Origin of the sequence: Pandoraea pneumonica, from assembly GCF_049918595.1 — a bacterium.
Lineage (GTDB): Bacteria > Pseudomonadota > Gammaproteobacteria > Burkholderiales > Burkholderiaceae > Pandoraea > Pandoraea pneumonica_A.
Map to the genome: position 1 here is coordinate 827,198 of NZ_JBNCRZ010000001.1, position 21,096 is coordinate 848,293.

17 protein-coding genes are annotated in these 21,096 nt (G+C 62.8%); 7 read left to right on the forward strand and 10 right to left on the reverse strand.

Annotated elements, in window-relative coordinates; translation table 11 throughout:
* The first annotated feature begins 89 nt into the window (after positions 1-89).
* Together ACPWR9_RS03925 and ACPWR9_RS03930 are read left to right on the forward strand one after the other, a co-directional pair.
* Positions 90-1,148, forward strand: a complete 1,059-nt coding sequence (locus tag ACPWR9_RS03925; protein WP_426296377.1) for a Rieske 2Fe-2S domain-containing protein — start codon at positions 90-92, stop codon at positions 1,146-1,148.
* Positions 1,145-2,098 (forward strand): PDR/VanB family oxidoreductase, encoded by a 954-nt coding sequence (locus ACPWR9_RS03930; protein ID WP_426296376.1) that lies wholly within the window; start codon positions 1,145-1,147, stop codon positions 2,096-2,098. Before ACPWR9_RS03925 ends, ACPWR9_RS03930 begins: the two co-directional genes overlap by 4 nt.
* A gap of 81 nt (positions 2,099-2,179) precedes the next feature.
* Here the strand turns inward: ACPWR9_RS03930 and ACPWR9_RS03935 are convergent, their stop codons facing one another.
* The 3 genes from ACPWR9_RS03935 to mdlC all read right to left on the reverse strand — a co-directional run bounded on the left by ACPWR9_RS03935 (position 2,180) and on the right by mdlC (position 6,755).
* Positions 2,180-3,544 (reverse strand): MFS transporter, encoded by a 1,365-nt coding sequence (locus ACPWR9_RS03935; protein WP_426296375.1) that lies wholly within the window; start codon positions 3,542-3,544, stop codon positions 2,180-2,182.
* 92 nt (positions 3,545-3,636) lie between these two features.
* Complete coding sequence (locus ACPWR9_RS03940) at positions 3,637-5,097, reverse strand: aldehyde dehydrogenase (RefSeq protein WP_426296374.1); 1,461 nt, start codon at positions 5,095-5,097, stop codon at positions 3,637-3,639.
* 29 nt (positions 5,098-5,126) lie between these two features.
* A complete protein-coding gene (gene mdlC, locus ACPWR9_RS03945) occupies positions 5,127-6,755 on the reverse strand; it encodes a benzoylformate decarboxylase (protein WP_426296373.1) in 1,629 nt (542 codons plus the stop codon).
* Positions 6,756-6,941: 186 nt separating this feature from the next.
* On the opposite strand from mdlC, the gene ACPWR9_RS03950 reads away from it, so the two are divergent.
* Entirely contained in the window at positions 6,942-7,847 is a 906-nt protein-coding gene (locus ACPWR9_RS03950) for a LysR substrate-binding domain-containing protein (RefSeq protein ID WP_426296372.1), read from the forward strand.
* Positions 7,848-7,870: 23 nt separating this feature from the next.
* Here the strand turns inward: ACPWR9_RS03950 and ACPWR9_RS03955 are convergent, their stop codons facing one another.
* The 4 genes from ACPWR9_RS03955 to argB all read right to left on the reverse strand — a co-directional run bounded on the left by ACPWR9_RS03955 (position 7,871) and on the right by argB (position 11,656).
* Positions 7,871-8,809 (reverse strand): hypothetical protein, encoded by a 939-nt coding sequence (locus tag ACPWR9_RS03955; protein WP_426296371.1) that lies wholly within the window; start codon positions 8,807-8,809, stop codon positions 7,871-7,873.
* 81 nt (positions 8,810-8,890) lie between these two features.
* A complete protein-coding gene (locus tag ACPWR9_RS03960; protein WP_426296370.1) occupies positions 8,891-9,883 on the reverse strand; it encodes a hypothetical protein in 993 nt (330 codons plus the stop codon).
* 92 nt (positions 9,884-9,975) lie between these two features.
* On the reverse strand, positions 9,976-10,686 hold the full coding sequence (locus ACPWR9_RS03965; protein ID WP_426296369.1) for an adenosine nucleotide hydrolase: 711 nt from the start codon (positions 10,684-10,686) through the stop codon (positions 9,976-9,978).
* Between the two features lie 64 nt (positions 10,687-10,750).
* On the reverse strand, positions 10,751-11,656 hold the full coding sequence (argB, locus tag ACPWR9_RS03970) for an acetylglutamate kinase (protein ID WP_426296368.1): 906 nt from the start codon (positions 11,654-11,656) through the stop codon (positions 10,751-10,753).
* Positions 11,657-12,120: 464 nt separating this feature from the next.
* Here argB and ACPWR9_RS03975 point away from each other — a divergent pair, with 464 nt between their 5' ends.
* Positions 12,121-12,381, forward strand: a complete 261-nt coding sequence (locus ACPWR9_RS03975; RefSeq protein ID WP_426296367.1) for a cysteine-rich CWC family protein — start codon at positions 12,121-12,123, stop codon at positions 12,379-12,381.
* On the opposite strand, the gene ACPWR9_RS03980 is transcribed toward ACPWR9_RS03975, so the two are convergent.
* Complete coding sequence (locus ACPWR9_RS03980; protein ID WP_426296648.1) at positions 12,304-12,498, reverse strand: hypothetical protein; 195 nt, start codon at positions 12,496-12,498, stop codon at positions 12,304-12,306. The two genes, ACPWR9_RS03975 and ACPWR9_RS03980, sit on opposite strands and share 78 nt — an antisense overlap.
* Before the next feature lie 9 nt (positions 12,499-12,507).
* Positions 12,508-13,008 (reverse strand): copper chaperone PCu(A)C, encoded by a 501-nt coding sequence (locus ACPWR9_RS03985; protein ID WP_426296366.1) that lies wholly within the window; start codon positions 13,006-13,008, stop codon positions 12,508-12,510.
* 218 nt (positions 13,009-13,226) lie between these two features.
* Here ACPWR9_RS03985 and ACPWR9_RS03990 point away from each other — a divergent pair, with 218 nt between their 5' ends.
* The 3 genes from ACPWR9_RS03990 to ACPWR9_RS04000 all read left to right on the forward strand — a co-directional run bounded on the left by ACPWR9_RS03990 (position 13,227) and on the right by ACPWR9_RS04000 (position 19,516).
* Positions 13,227-14,495, forward strand: coding sequence for an ATP-binding protein (locus ACPWR9_RS03990; protein WP_426296365.1), 1,269 nt, complete (start codon positions 13,227-13,229; stop codon positions 14,493-14,495).
* Positions 14,492-15,034, forward strand: coding sequence for a response regulator transcription factor (locus tag ACPWR9_RS03995; RefSeq protein WP_150679655.1), 543 nt, complete (start codon positions 14,492-14,494; stop codon positions 15,032-15,034). The genes ACPWR9_RS03990 and ACPWR9_RS03995 overlap by 4 nt, the downstream gene beginning before the upstream one ends.
* A gap of 1,200 nt (positions 15,035-16,234) precedes the next feature.
* Positions 16,235-19,516, forward strand: coding sequence for a hypothetical protein (locus ACPWR9_RS04000; protein ID WP_426296364.1), 3,282 nt, complete (start codon positions 16,235-16,237; stop codon positions 19,514-19,516).
* A gap of 97 nt (positions 19,517-19,613) precedes the next feature.
* On the opposite strand, the gene hslU is transcribed toward ACPWR9_RS04000, so the two are convergent.
* The gene (gene hslU, locus ACPWR9_RS04005) at positions 19,614-20,972 is read right to left on the reverse strand and encodes an ATP-dependent protease ATPase subunit HslU (protein ID WP_426296363.1); all 1,359 of its coding nucleotides are present in this window, start codon (positions 20,970-20,972) and stop codon (positions 19,614-19,616) included.
* Between the last annotated feature and the right edge of the window lie 124 nt (positions 20,973-21,096).

The following is a 21,096-nucleotide window of genomic DNA, read 5'->3' on the forward strand; positions in this document are numbered from 1 at the left end:
TTACGCCGCCCCGCCCTGCCGACCTTTTCCTTATCCCGTATCGAAACAAGAGTGCGCCGTCCCCAGGCGCGCCAAGGAGACAAACGATCATGTTCCTCAAAAACACTTGGTATGTCGCTTGCACGCCCGACGAGTTCGCCGAAAAACCGCTGGGCCGCAAGGTCTGCAACGAGCCGATGGTGTTCTTCCGCGACGGCGACGGTAAGGTCGCAGCGCTCGAAGACTTCTGCCCGCATCGCGGCGCGGCGCTGTCGCTGGGCTTCGTCAAAGACGGTCAGTTGGTGTGCGGCTATCACGGCCTGACGGTCGATGGCGGCGGCAAGTGCACGAAGATGGTCGGTCAGCGCGTGGGCGGCTTTCCGAAGACGCGCGCGTATCCGTGCGTGGAGCGTTATGGCTTCGTGTGGGTCTGGCCGGGCGATGCCGCGCTGGCCAATGCCGACGAGATTCCGCATCTCGAATGGGCCGTGAGCGATCAGTGGGCGTACGGCGGCGGGCTGTATCACATCAAGTGCGATTACCGCCTGATGATCGATAACCTGATGGATCTCACGCACGAGACGTACGTGCACGCGACGAGTATCGGGCAGGAAGAAATCGAAGAAGCCCCGCCGAAGACGGTCACGGAAGGCGACAGCGTCGTGACCGCACGTCATATGGAAAACATCAAGGCGCCGCCGTTCTGGGCGAGTGCACTGCGCGCGAACGGTCTCGACGACCAGGTGCCGTGCGACCGCTGGCAAATCTGCCGCTTCACGCCGCCGAGCCACGTGATGATCGAAGTGGGTGTCGCGCATGCCGGTCATGGCGGTTACGAAGCGCCAGCAGATAAGAAGGCGGGCAGCATCGTGGTGGATTTCATCACGCCCGAGACCGATGAGTCGATCTGGTATTTCTGGGGCATGGCACGCAACTTCAAGCCGGAGGACGCAGAACTGACGGCGGCGATTAAACGCGGGCAAGGCGGTATCTTCGCCGAAGACCAAGAAGTGCTCGAAGCACAGCAGCGCAACCTGTCGGCGTATCCGGAGAAGAAGATTCTCAAGCTCAACATCGACGCTGGCGGTGTGCAGTCGCGCAAAGTGCTTGATCGTCTGCTCGAAGCGGAACGTGCAGGTGCCGCGCAAGGGTCGGAGCACGCAGCATGAAAGTCAGGCTGGCGAACAAGCACGATGTCGCGACCGACATCTGCGCTTTCGAACTGGTGAGCCTGGACGGCAGTGCGCTGCCAGGCTTCACCGCAGGCGCGCATATCGACGTGCATCTGCCGGGCGGTCTCGTGCGGCAGTACTCGCTGTGCAATGCGCCGGGACAAACTGGCGATGTGCCGCACTATCGCCTCGGCGTGCTGCGCGACCCGGCGTCGCGTGGTGGCTCGACAGGCATGCACGCGTTGACGGCTGGCGTCGAGTTGGAGATCAGCGAGCCGCGCAATCACTTCCCGCTGACCGACACCGCGAAGCACAGCATTCTGCTCGCTGGCGGCATCGGCGTGACGCCGATTCTGGCGATGGCCGAAGCGCTGGCCGCGAGCGGTGCCTCGTACGAAGTGCATTACTGCACGCGCGAACCAGCGCGCACCGCGTTCGGTGAGCGTTTCGCGCAAGCAGATCTCGCCGAAAAGACGCGCATCTATCACGACAGCGAAGGCGTTCGCGCCGATCTCGACGCGATTCTCGCGCAGCCTTCGGGCGGCAAGCATCTGTACGTGTGCGGTCCGGCCGGGTTCATCGATGCGGTGCTCTCGCGTGCGGAAGCTGCGCAATGGCCGGAAGGCAACGTGCACCGCGAGTACTTCGCTGCACCCATCGCTACCGATGGCGCGAGTGATGCGGCGTTTCAGGTCAAGCTGCATTCGAGCGGCCGTGTCATCGACGTCAAGGCCGGTGAGACCATCGTTGCAGCGCTCGCGGCGCAAGGCGTCGAAGTTCAGATGTCGTGCGAGCAAGGCGTGTGCGGCACTTGTCTCACGCGCGTGATCGATGGCACGCCCGACCATCGCGACGTCTATCTGACCGACGATGAACGCGCTGCTAACGATCAAATGCTGCCGTGCTGTTCGCGCAGCAAGTCGGCCATGCTGGTGCTCGACCTGTAGTTGGCTTTTCGGCGTCGAACGACAATACAAAACGCCCTGCTCGCTTTGCGAGGCAGGGCGTTTTGTTTGATACATGACGGCTTACAGCGTCCGGTCTTTCGTCTCTCGCACGAGGAATGTCGAGATCAGCGCCATCGCTGCCAGCACGAGGAAGTACGCGATGACCGGCCAAATCTGCCCGTGGCTCCATGCCAGCAGACTCGCGGCGATCATCGGCGCAAGTCCGCCGCCCAGCACCGTGCCGATCTGTTTACCCAGCGACACGCCCGAAAAGCGCACCCGCGTGTCGAACAACTCCGAGAAGAAGCTGCCCTCCGGGCCGAACATCATCGGGTGGATAACGCCCGCACCGATCACGATGGCCATCACCACCAGCGCGGTTTCCTTGCTGCCCATCATCAGGAAGAACGGATAGATGAAGATCGCCGTCGCAGCCAAGCCCATCAGGAACATCGGACGGCGGCCCAGCTTGTCGGAGAGCATGCCGAACGCGGGAATCGTGAGCATCGCGAGAATGTTCGCGTAGAGCACGCCGTCGGCCATCATGCCGCGCGGCAGACCCAGTGTCTTCGTGCCGTAAGACAGCGAGAAGATCGCCACCAGATAGAAGAAGCTCGTCTCCGCCAGACAGATGAAGAACGTGACGAGCGTCGGACGCCAGTAGTGCGTGAGCACTTCGACGACAGGCACCTTCGCAATCTCGCGATGCTTCTCCACCGCCTTGAACGTCGGCGACTCTTCCACCTTCAATCGCACATAGGTACCGAGCGCGACAAGCAGCAAGCTCACCAGGAACGGAATGCGCCAGCCCCAGCTAAGGAGATCCTCTTCCGGCAGTCGCGTAATCAGCACGATAGCGAGCGAAGCACCCACAATCGACGTCGGCCCCGCCGCCTGAATCAAGCCACCGAACAGCCCGCGCAGATGGGCCGGTGCGCCCTCGACCGTCATCAGCAAGCCACCGACCGATTCACCGCCCAGTGCGAAGCCCTGCACGAAACGCAGCGTTACGAGCATGATCGGCGCCCACATGCCGATCATGTCGTATGTCGGCAGCAAACCGATGAGCGTGGTCGCCACGCCCATGAGAATGAGCGTGAAGAGCAGGATCGACTTGCGCCCGATGCGGTCGCCGAAGTGCCCGAACACAATGCCGCCGATGGGCCGCGCGACGAAGCCGACAGCGAATGTCGCAAACACCGCGATCATCCCCGCCATCGGGTCGAGCTGCGGGAAAAACAGCCGGTCGAAGACGATCGGGGCGAGAAACCCGTACACGAAAAAGTCGTACCACTCGATGGCGGTGCCGAAGCAGCTTGCAGCCACGACGCGGCCATAGCCCGCCGCGGCACCCTGCGGCGCGCTTTGGCTTGCAGCATCGCTGCGCTGCGATTCCGACATCGAACTGCCGCCGCCCGCAGGGGCGGTCTCATAAGGTTGTGACACGGTTGTCTCCTCCGGCCGTCTGTTCCGGTCTCCCGGCTGCGGCGGTATGGTGGTCCTGCGTTGTGAAACTTGGGCTGCCGCGCTGGCTCGCCTTAAAACGGGTAGTGACGCGGCGTCGTTTGCACCGTCACCCAGCGCAGATCGGTGAACTCGTGAATGCCGGCTTTGCCACCGAAACGTCCCCAGCCGCTGGCCTTCACACCGCCGAAAGGCATTTGCGCTTCGTCGTGGACGGTCGGGCCGTTGATGTGGCAAATGCCGGATTCGATACGTGCGGCAACTTGCATCGCGCGTGCGATGTCGCGGCTGAACACTGCCGACGACAAGCCGTAGGCGTTGTCATTCGCACAGGCAATCGCCGCTTCGTCGTCTTTCACGCGTACGATGCCCTTTACCGGACCGAACGATTCCTCGCTGTAGATCTTCATGTCGGGCGTGACGTGATCGAGCAACGTCGCCGGCATCAACGTCGTCTCGGCACGGCCGCCGCAAAGCAGTTTTGCGCCCTTAGCCAACGCGTCGTCGATCAGCGCGTTACAGCGCTCGACGGTCGCGATGTCGATGACCGAGCCAAGGACGACCGGCCCTTTACGCGGGTCGCCCAGCGGGAGCGTGCGGGCCTTTGCTGCCAGTTTCTCCGTGAACGCATCGGCAATGGCTTCAGCGACGACAATGCGCTCGGTCGACATGCAAATCTGACCAGAGTTGGCGAACGCACCGAAGGCCACGCCATTCACGGCGGCATCGAGATCGGCATCGTCGAGCACCAGGCACGGCGCTTTGCCACCCAGCTCCAGCACCGCCGGTTTGATGTGTTCAGCGCAACGCGTGGCGATGATGCGACCTACGCGGGTGGAGCCGGTGAAGTTCACGCGCCGCACGGCCGGTTCGGCGATTAACGCGTCGACGATGGCACCGGCGTCTTGCGGTGCATTGGTCACGAAGTTCACCACGCCCGGCGGCAGACCGGCTTCGTCCAGTGCGTCGGCGATCAGTCCATGCGTGGCCGGGCATAGCTCGGAGCCCTTGAACACAACCGTATTGCCGCACGCGAGCGGCAGCGCCAACGCGCGCACGCCGAGAATGACCGGTGCATTCCACGGGGCAATGCCCAGCACCACACCAGCGGCCTGACGCAAGCCCATCGCAAGGCTGCCGGGAACGTCCGACGGAATCACTTCTCCGGCAATCTGCGTCGTCATCGAGGCCGCTTCGCGCAGACCTTGTGCCGCGAGGTGCACGTTGAAACCGGCCCACAAACCTGACGCGCCGGTCTCCGCCGCCATCGCGGCCTGAAACTGTTCGACCTTTGCTTCGAGCTGGTCGGCGGCTTTCATCAGCAGGGCGCGACGTTCGCTCGGGCCAGTGCTCGACCATGCGGGAAACGCTGCCCGCGCTGCGCGAACTGCGGCGCGAGCGTCTTCGACGGTAGCAGCAGGGGCACGTGAGGCCACTTCACCGTCGAGCGGATTGCGTCGTTCGAATGTCGCACCGTTGCTCGCGGCAACGCGTTGACCGCCGATCAGCATGGTGAGCGTCTGAGGGGTTTGCATGTCTGTCTCCTTCATAGTCGGGGTGTGCATCATGCCACCTCGATCTCAACGAGTCGGGTCTCGCCACTCGCGATGGCCTGCGACAAGACGTCGCGCAGCGCAAGCGCCTGCGTCACGCGCTCGCCGCGCACCCCCATGCCTGCGGCCAGATGGACGAAATCCAGATCGGGCAAGTCGGTGCCCTGCACCGGGTCGTGCGGACCGAAACCGAACGACGGTGCGAAGTCCTGCAACGCCGCGTAGCGACGGTTGTTCAGAATCACGAACGTGATCGGCAAGCGCAATTGCGCCGCGCTCCACAACGCCTGAATCGAATACATCGCGGAGCCATCGCCAATCAGACCGATGATGCGTCGGCCCGGGCTGGCCATCGCTACGCCGACCGCTGCGGGCATCGAGTAGCCGAGGCCGCCGCTGTTCATCGTGAAGAACGTTCCCGCTTGCGTGAACGGCAAGTATTGCTGCATCACCGAGCGCGCGCTCGGCGCTTCTTCCACGACGATGTCGTCAGCGTTGCGCAGGCTCGCCAAGGTTTGCAGTGCGAAGGCGGTGGTCATCGGTGCGTCGCCATCGCCAGGGGTCGCGACAGGCGGCACGGCGCGCAACGCGGGTAGCGCACGCAGGCGCGGTGCTGCGCGTGTAAGCAGCGCTTCGACGCCGAGGCGCACGTTGCCGACGACCGAGGCACCGACCGGCGTCCATGCGGCGACGCCCGGATCTTCGATCAGTTGGAAAAGCGCGGCGCCTTCCGGCACGTGCGGGCCCGCCCCTTCCACGTGATACGTGAACGCCGGCGCGCCGATCACCAGAATCAGATCGTGACCGCCGAGCAGGCCGACGATCTTCTCGCGCATCGGCGGCAGGAAGCCGGCGAACAAGCGGTGATCTTCCGGAAACGCGCAACGTGCGCACATCGGGGCAGTGAAGACGCGGGCGTTGTGGCGCTCGGCCAATGCGACCACGGCATCGAATGCCCCCGCACGATCGATCGACGACCCGACGACGAAGACCGGGCGTTCGCTCGCGTCGAGCGCCGCCCCGAGTTGATCGAGTGCCTGCGCGTCGGGCTGCACGCGCGTGCTCACTTGACGCGGCGGCACCGGCTCTGCCGGACGGTCCCAGTCGTCTACCGGAATCGACACGAACACCGGGCCCTTCGGCTCCTGCATCGCGACGTGATACGCACGGGCGAGTGCCAGCGGCACGTCTTCCGCACGCGCCGGTTCAAGGCTGAGCTTGACGTACGGCTGCGGTAATTCAGTCGCACGCACCGAGGCGAGGAACGGATCGAACGGCAGTATCGAGCGGGCCTGCTGCCCCGCCGTCACGATGAGCGGCGTCTGGTTCTTGAACGCCGTGAAGATGTTGCCCATGGCGTTGCCGACACCGGCCGCCGAGTGCAGGTTGATGAGTGCGGCATTGCCGGTCGCTTGTGCATAGCCGTCGGCCATGCCGACGACAACCGCTTCTTGCAGGCCCAGCACGTATTCGAAGTCGGCCGGGAAATCGCGGAACAACGGCAATTCCGTCGACCCCGGATTGGCGAACACGCGGGTCATGCCATGGCGTCGCATCAGGTCGATGACGACCTCGCGCACGGTGAGTTGAGTGGGGGTGCTGGCGGCTTCGCCCGCACGCAGTTGTCGGCTGTCGTCCATAACTTGCGCTTGTCTCGTTGATCTTGTCGGTCCCGACAGTCTCCGCGATCAGGGCGATCCGCGTGTGTCAGGTAATGCGACCGAGTATAGGCAGCCGATATATGCACTGGAATTGCTTTTATGTGCCGAAGTCATTACGCTTTTGCATGACTTTTTTCACGCTGGTTTTCCTGAGACGGCACGCCCATGAGCCTTAACCTCCAGCAACTTCGCGCGTTCACGACCATCGTCGCCACCGGTAGTCTCGGGCGCGCGGCGACGGAGTTGCATCTCACCCAGCCCGCGTTGAGCCGCACCATCAAGCGGCTGGAGACGGATCTGGGCGCGCCGCTGTTCGAGCGCCACAGCAAGGGGATGGAACTCACCGCCGTCGGGCACGCGCTGTTACCGCACGCGATGCTGCTCGCCCGTGAGGCCGAGTTGGCGCGCGAGGAAATCGACGCACTGCGCGGGTTGTCGAAAGGCACGATCAAGGTCGGCGCGGTCGGTGCCATCGCCAGTCATGTGTTGCCGCTGGCGATCGACCGCGTCCTCACCCGCTGGCCGAATCTGCGCGTGGAAATCATCGAAGGGGTGTGGGACCGGCTCGCGCAAGGCCTCATGCGCCACGAGATCGATCTGGCGCTATCGACGGTTGCCCCGGACACCGAGGACATCGTCGCGATCAACGACTGCCACTGGCAGGACGACAGCTTCGTCGTGGCCGGATGCGATCATCCGCTGCGCCAGAAGAAGCGCATCGCGCTCGCCGATACGCTCGGCGAGCGCTGGGCGATTCCCCCGCGCGGCACCGCGCCGTATGCCCACATGCAGGGGGTTTTCGAAGCGCACGGTTTGGGCTTGCCGAATATCGTTGTAGAAACGCGCTCGGTGCCGGTACTCAAAAGCATGGTGGCGCGCTGCGGCTTCCTCACATGGATGCCCGAACCGATGTACGACGTGGAAGCCAAAGCGCGCGTGATGGACACGCTGCCGATTCCCACGGTGCGCGCCACGCGCACGCTGACGGCGTTTCGCCGCCGTCAGGGCATTCTGCCAAGCCCCGCGGTGAAGTTGCTCGATGAACTGCGGCGATTGACGGCCACTGTCTGAGTGCTGACGCCTTCTCGGCGACATTACAGAATGGTGCAAATGCCCGAGGCAGACGAGGTAGGTTGTGGCGTCGTCGGCACGTTTTTGCGCGCGCACTGCGCCAGATGAAGGTTGAGGGCGTATCCGTCAGCGAGGAGAAACGTATTGGCATGAAGCCCGCCGACAATCGGGCTGCCGAAGGAATCGTCGCGCGTAATACGATCCAGCATGTCGGCCGCGTCCTGTATGCCGTTGGCGTGTGCGTGAAATTGCAATGACGTGAAGTAGCCACCGAACCCGGAATACATATCGCGCGCACTGGGTTGGCTCGCCAGTATTCGTTTCACCTCGTCACTGCCTGCGTCCCTGACGTCTTCTGCTGGCATCTCGTGAATCGCCCGTCGTGCCGTGCCGCTACGATGCAGCACATCGAAACCGATGTCGTAAAAGTTCGCGCCGACAGTGCCCGGAAAGTACTCGGCGCCGTCAACGAGGAGCGACGGGATATCGTGGCGAAGCGCCATTTCGATGACGGAGATATACCCGACGATTTGCAGGCATTCGATGCGACGCGAAAGCTCGTCTCTCACTTCGGCATTTCGACGGTAGTGTCGGTTCGGGCACGCATTGGCAGGTCTGAGCATTTCCAGCAGTTCGCCGTACAACGCGCTGTCGGCATTGCGTTTCAGGAAGGCGTTGTGCGCCTTTGGAGAAATCCATTCGGCACCCGATGCGGTCTGCCGCGTGAAGCCGCCCTGTGCCGCATAGCGCGTGCGGCACGGGACATCGCTGGCTTCACGCGACGCGGGTTCAGGCGCTGGCCATTCGTGAAACGTCGCCGATGGCGGCAACCGGCCCGTGTGGTTCGTCACAGTTCTGAAATCGGTGGCGAGCATCGTGGCGCCGGTTGGTGCCAGTACAGTCGGGGCTACCGGCATGGTCGCCGGACGAATCGGTGGATGGTAGGGACGCAGGGCAGGCATGTCGAGTCTCCGTGAGCGTATCGCGGGATGATGTCGACACCGTGCGATGGCCGCTATCGTCGCCCGACATTCAACTTGGCATTACAGCTTCGGCAGCCAGTCTGCGAAAGCGCGAAGCCAACGCTTCAAGCGACTTGGTTCGGCAGCGCGTTCGCACGCACGCAAGTGAGCATCGAGCAACGACGCGTCATCCGCGAGGAAACTGGCAGCTTCGCTGGGCCCAGTGACCGGGTAGCCGAAGGAATCGTCGCGCGTGATGCGATCGAGCATGTCGGCGGCGTCTTGCATGCCGTTGGCATGCGCATGGAACTGCAACGGTTTGAAGTAGGCCGTGAAGCCATGATAGGGATCGCGCGGGTTCGGTCGGCTCAACAGAATTTGCCGCACCTCGAAGCGCCCGGCGCGCTCGATGTCCGACGCGGGCATCTCATCGAGTTTTCGTGTCGATACCCGTTGCCGCCGTAACGCTTCGAAGCCGATGTCGTAGAACACGCCGCCGACGCTGCCCGGGAAATACGCAGGCTCGTCCGTCATCAACGACGGAATCTTGTGCGTGATGGCCATCCCGTCGACCGACGCGTAGGCGAAGATTTCATGGCAGTACATGCGATGCCAAAGCGCGTCACGCAACTCGACGTTGCGTTGGTAACGGCGGTTCGGACATTGACCGACGGGGCGGAGCATTTCCAATAGCTCGCCGAATACAACGCTTTCGCCGTTCTTGCGCATGAACGACTTATGCTCGTGCTCATCAATCTGTTTAGGAGACGATAAGCTCTGCCGCGTGAATCCGCCCTGCGTCGGATAGCGTGTGCGACACGGGCCCGAGAACGGCGAGCGCACCGGACGTGCTTGCGGCGAAGATCGGGCGGATTCGATGTCGCGCGCTGCCGGTTCGCCACGCAGTGCATCACGCGGTTCGCCACGATTGGCAGCGCCGTCGAAGTCGCCGTAAAACACGCTGGCATGGGAGATGGGCGCGATAGGTTGAGGCAACGGCACGAGCGCGGGGCCGCTGACGTTTGCCAGCGCAGACGATGAGGTGAGCGGCGAATAAAGTTGCACAGCAGGCATGACAATCCTCCGATAAAAAGTATCGGGGATGGTGTTGCCGCGAAGTGTGCGCCGCTATCGTCGCCGAGCGTACGGGTTCCGCAAATGCGCGTCTATGTGACGTTTCGTTGTGCACCGGCGGCGATGCTCGCCCGGTGGTAGGGCGTGCCGCCGTACTCGGCCGGACCGTGAATCGTCTCGACGCGTTCGATATGCCACGGCACCGGTTGTGAAAAGCGTGGGCCAGCGTACGCAAACGTGTGGAATTCGCCATTCTCGCCGCACGCATCGACGTTGGCAGGCAAGTCGGCAAGCAACGCCTCGTCGTATTCCCGACCCACGAACTCCGGCCCGAGATAGCGGCCGTCCACGCACACGATGACCGCGCGATAGCCCAGCGAAATGAACTCACGCGCGAGTACCAGACGCTCGCGTTGCCACAGCGGCAGTACCGCCGTCATGCCCGCCGCCGCGCACACCTTTTCTTCCCAATCGCGGTGCGGCTGCAAGTCGATGTCGCCGAACAAGCCATGCGTGATGCCTTTTGCGCGCATCGCCTGCAAGCGCGCAATGAACGCCGCTTCGTAACCCTTCCAACCGGCTTGGCCGATATCTAGCGCGATGCCTAGCGCATCCGCCTGCGCCTGCATCAACTCACGCGGCAGGCCATGCGAGCGCGAGCTGTCGCCTGTCTCGTCGAACATCGCGAGCAAACGGCGGACGTCGAAGTGCGGCGCGCCGGTCGCATCGGGGGACAGCGCGTGGTGCAGGGCAAGGCAAGAGTCCTTGCCGCCGCTCCATGAGAAAAAGGCAGGTGTGGGCATGGCGGTGGAATGCAAAACGGACCCCGTGGGGTCCGTTGATGAAACTTACGGCATGGCGTTGCGCTTAGTGCGAACGGATCATCGTACCGAACGGTTGCTCGGTCAGAATTTCGAGCAGCACCGAGTGTTCGATACGGCCGTCGACGATGTGCACCGACTTCACGCCGCTCTTGGCCGCGTCGAGTGCCGACGAAATCTTCGGCAGCATGCCGCCCGAGATCGTGCCGTCGGCAAACAGTTCGTCGATTTCGCGTGCCGACAGGTCGGTGAGCAAATTGCCCTCACGATCCATCACACCCGGAATGTTGGTCATCATCACCAGCTTCTCGGCGCCGAGTACCGTCGCGAGCTTGCCGGCCACGAGGTCGGCGTTGATGTTGTACGCCTGACCGTCTTCACCCACACCGATCGGCGAGATCACCGGGATGAAAGCGTCGTCTTGCAGCGCGCGCACCACGGCCGGGTTGATCGAGTCGACTTCGCCGACGAAGCCGATGTCGATGAACTGACCGGCGTTCTCGCGATCCGGCATCAGCATCTTGCGGGCATTGATGAGACCGCCGTCCTTGCCGGTGAGACCCACCGCCTGGCCGCCGTACTGGTTGATCAGCATCACGATGTCCTGCTGGACTTCGCCGCCGAGCACCCACTCGACCACTTCCATGGTCTCTTCATCCGTGACACGCATGCCCTGAATGAAAGTGCCCTGCTTGCCGATTTTCTTGAGCGCCTGGTCGATCTGCGGACCGCCGCCGTGCACCACGACGGGGTTGATCCCCACGAGCTTGAGCAAAATGACGTCGCGCGCGAAGCCCTGTTTCAGGCGCTCCTCGGTCATCGCGTTGCCGCCGTATTTGATCACCACGGTCTTACCGTGATATTTGCGGATGTACGGCATCGCCTCGGCCAAGATCTCGGCCTTGAGAGCGGGTGCGATGTCGTCGATGGAATTCAGTTGCAGATCGGACATGGCGGGAACGTTTTCGCAGGTGGACCAGAAACACGGCGCATTGTACAGCCAAGAAGCCCGTGCGTGCTGGGCTTTGCCGGGTTTTGGAAGGGCAATTTTCTTGCGTCGGCGTGCGCGCGCCGGTACCCTTCGGCACCACTCAGGCAGCAACCGCAAATGCGGTCAATTCCGCCCCGTGACCGGGCTACGACGTCATCCGCGTATCACCCCTTTCACTTGACCGGCGACGCCCTCTGACGCCCGATTTTTCCTGATCGTCTTCCAATGTCCGTCTCAAGGGCGTTTAATCGGCCATCGTCGCGCGCTGTGTGGCGAACGGGTGACAGGACCGCGGCTGTTGCAGTTGCGCAACTTGGCTAGGATTAGCGGGTACCCAGCCGCCGCGCTGGGGCGGGCGACGTCTCACAGGCTGGTAATCCGCATGGATATGCCCGTGTATTGAGGGATCGAGGGATCAACTAGGGATGGAAGGGAAAACAAACATCGCGAGCGCCAGCCATGCCACCCGCTGCCCGCAATGCGGCAACGAGGTGGCGTGTGGCGCACAAGGGGTGCAGCCAGGGGACACCGGCACTGCGAACGTGACCTGCTGGTGCCTCGACTGGCCGCACCTGCCAGCCTCGGCGCGGCTGGGTGTCGGTGCGTGCCTATGCCCCGCCTGTCTTCGTGCCGCGCTGCTTGCGGCGGGCGTCGCGCTCGAGGGTACGCCCGCCGACCTGCCCTGAGCCGGGCTGCCGGCCCGGCGGCCCGCCACGAGGTGCCAGCTTACCGGCGCCGCTGCCCGCACCGCCCACGCCGCGAAACATCAGCTTCTGCCGGGTACCGAGCGACTTGTTAGCCATGTGCGTTGCTTACTGACTATGCGTGCCGTGCGCCATGCCCGGCATGGCGCTCATCGCGCCGCCAGCGGGCGGGGCTGCCGCCGTCAGGTCGCGCACTTGCACTTGCACCTGCTGCTCCGTCTTCTTGTGATCGGCGCTCTCGAAGCGCAGCGTGACCGGCACAGTGTCGCCCTTCTTCAACTGTGCCTTCAGGTCGTTGAGCATGATGTGATAGCTGCCCGGCTTGAGCTGCACCGGCTGGTTGGCCGGCAACGGCAGACCGTTGGGCAGCGCACGCATCTTCATCAGCGTGCCTTCGAGCTTCATCTCGTGAACTTCGGCGGTGGCTGCCGCCGGGGTGCTCACGCCGACGAGCGTGGTCGCCTGATGCGACTGCAACGTCATGAACACGCCCGTGGCCGTCTGACCCGGCACGGTGCCGCGCGCCCACGCGTCGGAGACGTCGACCTGCGCAAAGGCCGATGCCGTCGCCAGACTCAAAGCCGCAGCTACCCAAATCTTGTGTTTCATGCAAACTCCTTTTGGTTGTCGGCCGGAAGATGCCGGCCTTGTATCGCATGAGACGTTGCGCGACGATGTGCCGCGCAGGACGTGGACATTCATTGTAGTCGCGGCCCGTCGGCGATGCGTGGCGTCTATGTAATACCTAGAATTTCTGCGTGCGGCAGAGTGTCGCAGCGCCCAGGCCTGCCGGACGGCCGGTGAGCCGCTCTTGGTACACTTGTCGTATGACTCATTTCCCTATCGAGCGAACCAACGTCGTTCAGCTTTTCTGGCTGCGCTGTCTGGCCATCGTCGGCCAGTTGGCCACTATCGGTGTCGCACAACTCTGGCTCGGCGTGCGTTTGCCGCTCGAACCGATGCTCACCATTGTGGCGCTCGAAGTGCTGTTCAACGTGCTCACGTGGATTCGGGCACGGCGCGGGGTGGAGCGCGCCAAGCGGCGCACCGATCTCGATCTGATGGGGCAGTTGCTGGTCGATCTGGCCGCACTCACTGCGCTGCTGTTCTTCTCGGGCGGCGCCACCAATCCATTTGTCTCGCTGTTCCTGCCCGGCCTGGCCATTGCCGCCGCCGTACTGCCGTGGCGTAACGCGTCGCAGCTCGCGCTGCTCTCGCTCGTGGCCTACGGCGCGTTGAACTTCCAGTACGTGCCGCTCGATCTGGCCGACCCGGGCAATCTGCTGCGGCTGCATCTGGCCGGCATGTGGGTCAACTTCGTGGTGAGTGTGCTGGTCATCGCTTGGTTCGTGTCACGCATGTCGCGTGCGCTGCGCGCCCGTGACGCCCAACTCGCCCGCGCCGAACAACGCCTGCTGCGCGATGAGCGCATGGCGGCCCTCGGGGCGCAGGCAGCGAGCGTCGCCCATGAACTTGGCACGCCGCTCTCGACGATGGCCGTCGTCGTCGGCGAGTTGCGCAGCGAGAGCGTAGGCAACGCCTCGCTCAAACCGTTCGAACCCGATTTGCAGACGCTGGAACAGCAGATCGCGCTTTGCAAAAGCGCCATCGGTCACGTGCAGATGCGCGCAGCGGCGCCCGTGCGTCAAGCGTTGGCGGAATGGCTACCGGCCTTCACCACGCAATGGCGTTTGCGGCATCCGCAGGTGCTGTTTCAATTGCATGTGCCGCCGCAGCTGACCGCGCGCATCGAAGACACCGTTCAGGTCGGCCAGATTCTGACCATCCTGCTCGATAACGCCGCCTACTTCAGCCCGTCGTCGGTCACGCTCGACGTGGCGGTCGCGCCTGACGATCTGCGCTTTACCGTTTGCGACGAAGGCCCCGGCATGACCGCCGAACTGCGCACGCGACTGGGCAACTCGCCCGTCATGAGTACGCACGGCGGGCACGGCATGGGGCTGTATCTCGCTTTCGCCAGCGCACAACGTCTCGGCGGCGACATCATCCTTACCCCCAACACGCCGCAAGGCACGCGCGCCGAGCTGCGCTTGCCGATGGCCACCTTCTTCTTCGGCTCGCGGAGTCAGACATGAACGCCTCCCACTTTCTTCTCATCGACGACGACGTCGTTTTCGCCGAAACGCTGGCACGTGCCCTCACCCGACGGGGCTACGACGTGCAAATTGCCGGTGACGGTGCCGCGGCACTGCTCGCGGCGCGTACCCGTCAGTTCGACCTGATCTCGGTCGATTTGCATCTGGGTCACGACTCGGGCTTGCCGCTGATCGCGCCGCTGCGCGCCCTGCAACCGAAGGCCCGCATGCTGGTGCTGACCGGCTACGCGAGCATCGCCACAGCGGTGCAGGCGGTGAAGGACGGGGCCGACAACTACTTGGCCAAACCCGCCAACGCCGACACCATCCTCGCCTCGCTGCGCAACGATGCAAGCGAAACGCAAGCCGACGAGGCCATCGAGAACCCGTCGCCGCTGTCGGTCGCACGCCTCGAATGGGAGCACATCCAACGCGTACTCGCCGAGCACAACGGCAACATCTCGGCGACGGCGCGTGCGCTAAACATGCATCGCCGCACGCTGCAACGCAAACTGCTCAAGCGGCCGGTCAAACAGTAAGCCGCGTCACCGGCATCGCGGTCATCGCATGCCGGTTGTCCGAGCGGCCGAAACGTCGCTCCTAGCGCCGCCTCGGACTGATCTGAAATCCCTCTCTAAGCCCTTTTCTGGGCTTCGCAATGCGCATTTCAGCGCGCACCATCAGGACTCCCCATTTATCCGGTAGCGAGCGCCATCTAGCACATCGTCGTGCCCACGCGCGTATCGCATTGCCGGGACGGAGATCCGGATATGCCGCAACCTTGGATTGCTTCGCATCACGCCCGCGGGCGCACGCCTCACGCCAACGCATCGCCTCGTGCGGCGCAGGACCGTAGCGGGCGGCGACGCTCTCGGCATCCGGCACGCCAACCGCCTGCACCATCCGCGGTGTTAGAGGGCACGGTGCCGGTGCGCTGGCGCGATTGCGCGCGAGACATACAGGCGGCGCATTCCGTCAGCAAACGGTTGGCGGGAGCGCACCTTCCCGCCAGCCAATCTGAGACGACGCAGCCACCGCGACAACCGGCAGCGACCAAGGGTCTCGCCATCGCATCGACGCTCGTGGCATTCGCTTCGCTGTTTGTGATTGCCAGTGCGTGTGGCACGAACTCACGAACGGCACTCGCACGCCGGCGGCTGCGTCCGGCGTCTGAGACTCTCGGGCGCGCCGCGGAGATGCGTCAAGACATCGGTGACTATGAATGCCCGCAAGCGATGTCGGCGATGCGTGATCTGGACGTCAGCACGGCGATCGGACCGCAATGGCAGACATCGACGAACCCGGCCACCGTGGCATTGCATACGACGCCTGCCGTGCCCATCCGGATGACAACACCCACACCGGTACTTGCGCGCACACCTCAGGCCGTCTTCGAGAACATCACCGGTACCGGGTTTTGGCAACAGCGCGTCGCGTTTGCACGCCCTTTTGTGGCCAGCGGCTTGCTTCACGAATCGTTTGTCACGGGACGTCTTCAGGGTGACCTTCAACGCGCACTACTTACCGAAGGCATCACGACACCCGACATGCAACGACGCGTCTATACGATTGCAGAGCACCGATGGGAGCGCGAACTCAGACAACCCCGATTGCTGTCCGACCTGAGCGACGCGCCGGTGGACGATTCGCTCGCGGCGTTCAACTTCACGGAATTGCGAGATCGCCGGCCGCCGCCACTCGACATCGTGCGCATCGTGCACCTTCGCCATGGGCTGTCGATGCAAGACGTGGTCTCGGACGACTACCGCTTGTTGGATGGGCTTAATGAAACCCTGCTGGAGGAAGCCGCACGCCTGCACGAGCAAGTCTCGCAGGATGCTCCGTCGACCCCAGACACCCCAGTGTCCACCGTATGCCAGCACTTCCAAATGCTGCTGCAAGATCACGTTGCCCGGCTGCGCGTCGGATATCTGTTGATACCTCCGATTGCGCCCACTGACGCGGGGCCATGGTTCGATGGCGTGGCCGTACGTGGCGCGCAGGACATGAGCGTCGCAGCGCTGGCGGATACGCTGGCGCAAAACACGACACGCATTGACAGCGTGCGGGCGCAGTGCATTGCAGAGCGCATCGAACAGGCCCTTCCGTCAGTGCGGGCCACCACCGGCGAGACACGCGACGGCATTGAGGCGTTACTCAAGGGGCGCTTGGGCGAACTCGCCGAGAATTCGGACTATCCGTTCGGCACGCCACTTCAGTCGATGGCCACCGTCGTGACCCGACTGGGGCCCATGCACGGGATCGATCCCGGAAATCTTGACGATGCCAAGGCAATGGTTCAGAAGTTCAATCGCCTGATATCGGATTGGCAAGATCAAAAGTCGTGGCCCATCGATCCGCTTCTGGTCACCGCCACACATATGCTCTTGGCGAGCACCCCTTGCGACAATTTCGGTAATGTCACGACGCTGAGCGCGCTGCTGATCGACAGGACAAACGCGACAACGTCGACAACCGCGGATCGACACCGGTGGCTCGACCATCTGAGCGAGACATTCGAAAGTCGCCTGCGGGCCTATGACCCGCTTCCCGTGTTCGATGAAACCCTGGCGGCAGAAGAGATACTGCGCAAGCTTGGCTTTTCGCCCGACGAACTTCATAGGGACGTATCGGCAACCCACTATGTCGGCGCGCCATCGCGGCTGGGTGGCACCGCAACGTCCACCACACCTGTCGACCATTTTCTTCGCTCTGTTGAGCGCCGCACCACCTTCTACTTCGATCGTGATCCCACTCGCCTGATCGACGGCTATTCGCGGATGAAGCACGCGCTCGATGCCTTCAACAAGCGCTTACAGAGGCGTGCCGAAATACCCGCCAAAATCGATGAGTTGATCCGGCTGGCCGGTGTCGACAACACCTCGCATATCCGCGCGTCGGCGTTGAAATTTATCGTTGGGATGAACAACCGGAACTCGCGCGCGCCGTCGCTTGATTCACCGGACTGGTTGTCGTTTTTTGAAGCCGCGTATGACATGCTCAATCGCATCACGATTGCGCCGCCCATGCTCTACGTCGTTGAACAGGCTCAGGAGGGGAACTGGCGCGCCGTTGCAGAGATGGTCCCGTTTCTGGTGCCGTCGTGGGAAGTTGCCGACGGCATTGTTCGCCGCAACTTCACGACGTTCAGCGATGGCGTGGTCGGCCTCGGTGTCGATGCACTGATGGGCAGCCTGACACATATTGGCGGACGCCTGCTGACAAGACGCATGGAGCAGGCGTTCGTCGAAACGATGCGAATGGCACCGTCCCAGCGCTCTTCCATGTCGATGCTCAACGTGCTCTCCGAACCATTGGCCGAACCAGGTTCGGACGCGAATGCAGAAGCGATGTCGTTGACCCACTTCAATCTGCTCTCCGCTGATTCCGTGTCGTCTTTTTCCGATTCGCACGCGTCGGCAATCGATCCCTTCGATGCGTTTGTCGATCCGGCGAAATTGCCGGTGCAGGTACGGCGACTCCCGTCGATCAAGCGCTTACCGGAAGACGCTCGCCCCGGCGCTCGGGCAGAGCCCTCGTTCGAGTTGAGCTTTAACGACGATATCGAGATCTTCGCCACGCAGACGCCGCCCATCGAGCCCATCGTTCCCTCTCCTCCGCATGCTCCGCTCTCTGCATTCGCACTTGAACAGCAGCCCACGGTGATCGATTTAAAACGATGGGTCGAAGGGCCTCGCCGAGTGTCGCTTACGGACGCCATGCGCGTGTTCTACGACTACGTTTCCGCGCGCGCGCCGTTGACCGGGCGCGTCTTGTCCGACCTCATCACCAGCACGACAGTGCCCGGCAAGCGGGTCATTGCTCGACTGGAATCTTTGGCAGAGAAGTCGCCCACATTCCGCGCCATCATCGACCGCGCCTCGTTGCCGGAGAACGGGCAACCATGGAAGCTCGAAGTGGCCGATGGATTCCCGCCGAAAGTGAACCCCGACGCCGGTCGCATCTGGCTATGCACTGAGGAGGAATTCGGGCGACGACGCTACCCGACGCGCTCGGGCACCACGACGTTTCCCGCGGAACGGGGATGGCTGCATGAGTGCCTTCATGCATTGACCGATCTCAAAGATCCCATCGACGGGGCGCAGCATCGTGGTGCGATCGTGTATCTCACCGATCGCATCGGCTTCGAAGCGGGTTGGGATTACGAGGAACGGGTCATCTACCGGTCTCCCTCGGGCAGCTCCGTGACCTCGTCGGAGAATTCACATTCCGGTCAGGTCGAGAGTCCCGTCACACCGGTGTCGGATGAGGTGGTCGCCCGCATGCACGACGAGAATCGGTACCTGGATCGGATGCTTGAGCGGCAGATGAATTTGCGCCCGTCGACGCACGCACTCGCTCAAGATGTCACCTCGCGCGCGACAGTGGCCGATGGGTTGCGACTGGAGCAGACGTTGCGATTCGAGCGCCTGTGGGTGACATCGCAGAGCAACCCACTGGTAAGCCCCGACGTGAGTGCCCCGGGGCGTTTGCTCGGCACCAATACGGACCTGCTCGACGTCTCGCATCGGCTCTATCTGCGCAGCCGCTTGTATCGCTTTCTCTATCATCGCTGGATGCCCGGAGATAACGTCGGCCAATGGAAGATCGTGGCACGCACTGAGGCTGAGATGCCCTCCTCGAGTCGGGGCGCTACCCAGGCACCTTGGAAAATCAACCGCGCGTTAGGCGAGATCGAGATGCACTCCGGGCCGGTGTATTACCTTTCGCGCTCGGGGCCGCGGTACATGACGATGACACATCGCACCGTCGGTGCCCTGACCGAGCTGATCACAGGAGACTTGCGCATTCGTCCTGTCGGAGATCCGAACGTGGAACGAGGATTGCATGTCATGCTTGAGAATTCGCTGATGCAGCATGCGCACGATAACGTTCGCATTTCTTCGGCCTACGCGCGCGAGCCCGGCACGCTACTCGAATACACGACACGCGCCAATCGCGTCGCACGCATCGAAGATCGTGAACTACGCGGCTTAACCCGGCTACTGAGAGTGGGCTGAATACTGCGCCGGGCCTAGTCGTCCACGCAGGCATGAAAAACGGCCCCCGCAGGGGCCGCTCTTCATTTTTGGATCTACCGCTTACCGCCAGCTGAATTTACAGCACGTAGCGCGACAAATCTTCGTTCTGCGCCACTTCGCCCAGCGACTCGTTCACGTACGCCGCGTCGATGGTCACGACTTGATTCGCCTGCTTGCCAGCGTTGTACGAGATGTCTTCCAGCAACTTCTCGATCACGGTGTAAAGACGACGCGCGCCAATGTTCTCCGTCTTTTCGTTGACCGAGAAGGCAATCTCCGCGAGACGCTTGATGCCGTCTTGCGCGAATTCGAGCGCCACGTCTTCCGTTGCGAGCAGTGCCTGATACTGCTTCACCAGGCTCGCGTCGGTCTGCGTGAGAATCGATTCGAAGTCTTCGACCGACAGCGAGTCGAGTTCGACACGGATCGGGAAGCGGCCTTGCAACTCCGGAATCAGATCGCTCGGCTTGGCCAGATGGAACGCCCCGCTCGCGATGAACAGGATGTGGTCCGTCTTGATCATGCCGAACTTCGTGCTCACCGTCGTGCCTTCGACCAGCGGCAGCAAGTCGCGCTGCACGCCCTGACGCGACACATCGCCGCCGCCGACTTCGCTGCGCGTGGCGATCTTGTCGATTTCGTCGAGGAACACGATGCCGTTCTGCTCGACGTTACGCAGGGCCAGTTGCTTGACCTCTTCGTCGTTGAGCATCTTCGACGCTTCTTCGTCGGTCAGGACCTTGAGCGCGTCCTTGATCTTGAGCTTCTGGCGCTTTTTGCGCTGGTTGCCCAGATTGGCGAACATGCCCTTGATCTGCTCGGTCATTTCTTCCATGCCCGGCGGACCCATGATCTCCATACCCTGCGCCGGGATCTCGACTTCGAGTTCAACTTCCTTGTCGTCGAGCGCACCTTCGCGCAGGCGCTTGCGGAACGTCTGACGCGTGGCGTTATCTTCGGTGCTGGCTTCCGGCTCATGCGCGACCGAACCGAAACGGATGTCGCGCGACGACTCGCGGCCCGTCGGCAGCAGCAAATCGAGAATGCGGTCCTCGGCACGATCTTCGGCCTTGGTACGCACCTTCTTCATTTCGGCTTCGCGCGTCTGCTTGATGGCAATTTCCGCCAGATCGCGCACGATGCTGTCCACGTCACGGCCCACATAGCCCACTTCGGTGAACTTGGTCGCTTCGACCTTGATGAACGGTGCGTCGGCCAGCTTGGCCAGACGGCGCGCGATCTCGGTCTTGCCCACGCCGGTCGGGCCAATCATCAGAATGTTCTTCGGCGTGATTTCCTGACGCAGCGGGTCGGCGACCTGCTGGCGGCGCCAGCGGTTACGCAATGCCACCGCGACTGCCTTCTTGGCCTTGTTCTGGCCGATGATGTGTTTGTCGAGTTCGGAAACGATCTCGGAGGGGGTCATATGGGTCATGACGTTCGCCAATTTAGAGGTTCGATCAGGGTGACGCCCGGCCGGTCATACCCCGGCCGGCAAGTCACACCGCAGGAGTCCACCTGCTGCGGCGTGCGCGTCGACCGTCGTCACTTGATGCTCG

What these genes read in the sequence shown, in the direction of transcription:
- ACPWR9_RS03925 (WP_426296377.1), top strand. Translation starts at nt 90, where the DNA reads ATGTTCCTCAAAAACACTTGGTATGTCGCTTGCACGCCCGACGAGTTC.
- ACPWR9_RS03930 (WP_426296376.1), top strand. Translation starts at nt 1,145, where the DNA reads ATGAAAGTCAGGCTGGCGAACAAGCACGATGTCGCGACCGACATCTGC.
- ACPWR9_RS03940 (WP_426296374.1), bottom strand. Translation starts at nt 5,097, where the DNA reads ATGCAAACCCCTCAGACGCTCACCATGCTGATCGGCGGTCAACGCGTT.
- mdlC (WP_426296373.1), bottom strand. Translation starts at nt 6,755, where the DNA reads ATGGACGACAGCCGACAACTGCGTGCGGGCGAAGCCGCCAGCACCCCC.
- ACPWR9_RS03950 (WP_426296372.1), top strand. Translation starts at nt 6,942, where the DNA reads ATGAGCCTTAACCTCCAGCAACTTCGCGCGTTCACGACCATCGTCGCC.
- ACPWR9_RS03955 (WP_426296371.1), bottom strand. Translation starts at nt 8,809, where the DNA reads ATGCCTGCCCTGCGTCCCTACCATCCACCGATTCGTCCGGCGACCATG.
- ACPWR9_RS03960 (WP_426296370.1), bottom strand. Translation starts at nt 9,883, where the DNA reads ATGCCTGCTGTGCAACTTTATTCGCCGCTCACCTCATCGTCTGCGCTG.
- ACPWR9_RS03965 (WP_426296369.1), bottom strand. Translation starts at nt 10,686, where the DNA reads ATGCCCACACCTGCCTTTTTCTCATGGAGCGGCGGCAAGGACTCTTGC.
- argB (WP_426296368.1), bottom strand. Translation starts at nt 11,656, where the DNA reads ATGTCCGATCTGCAACTGAATTCCATCGACGACATCGCACCCGCTCTC.
- ACPWR9_RS03975 (WP_426296367.1), top strand. Translation starts at nt 12,121, where the DNA reads ATGGAAGGGAAAACAAACATCGCGAGCGCCAGCCATGCCACCCGCTGC.
- ACPWR9_RS03980 (WP_426296648.1), bottom strand. Translation starts at nt 12,498, where the DNA reads ATGGCTAACAAGTCGCTCGGTACCCGGCAGAAGCTGATGTTTCGCGGC.
- ACPWR9_RS03985 (WP_426296366.1), bottom strand. Translation starts at nt 13,008, where the DNA reads ATGAAACACAAGATTTGGGTAGCTGCGGCTTTGAGTCTGGCGACGGCA.
- ACPWR9_RS03990 (WP_426296365.1), top strand. Translation starts at nt 13,227, where the DNA reads ATGACTCATTTCCCTATCGAGCGAACCAACGTCGTTCAGCTTTTCTGG.
- ACPWR9_RS03995 (WP_150679655.1), top strand. Translation starts at nt 14,492, where the DNA reads ATGAACGCCTCCCACTTTCTTCTCATCGACGACGACGTCGTTTTCGCC.
- ACPWR9_RS04000 (WP_426296364.1), top strand. Translation starts at nt 16,235, where the DNA reads ATGCAAGACGTGGTCTCGGACGACTACCGCTTGTTGGATGGGCTTAAT.
- hslU (WP_426296363.1), bottom strand. Translation starts at nt 20,972, where the DNA reads ATGACCCATATGACCCCCTCCGAGATCGTTTCCGAACTCGACAAACAC.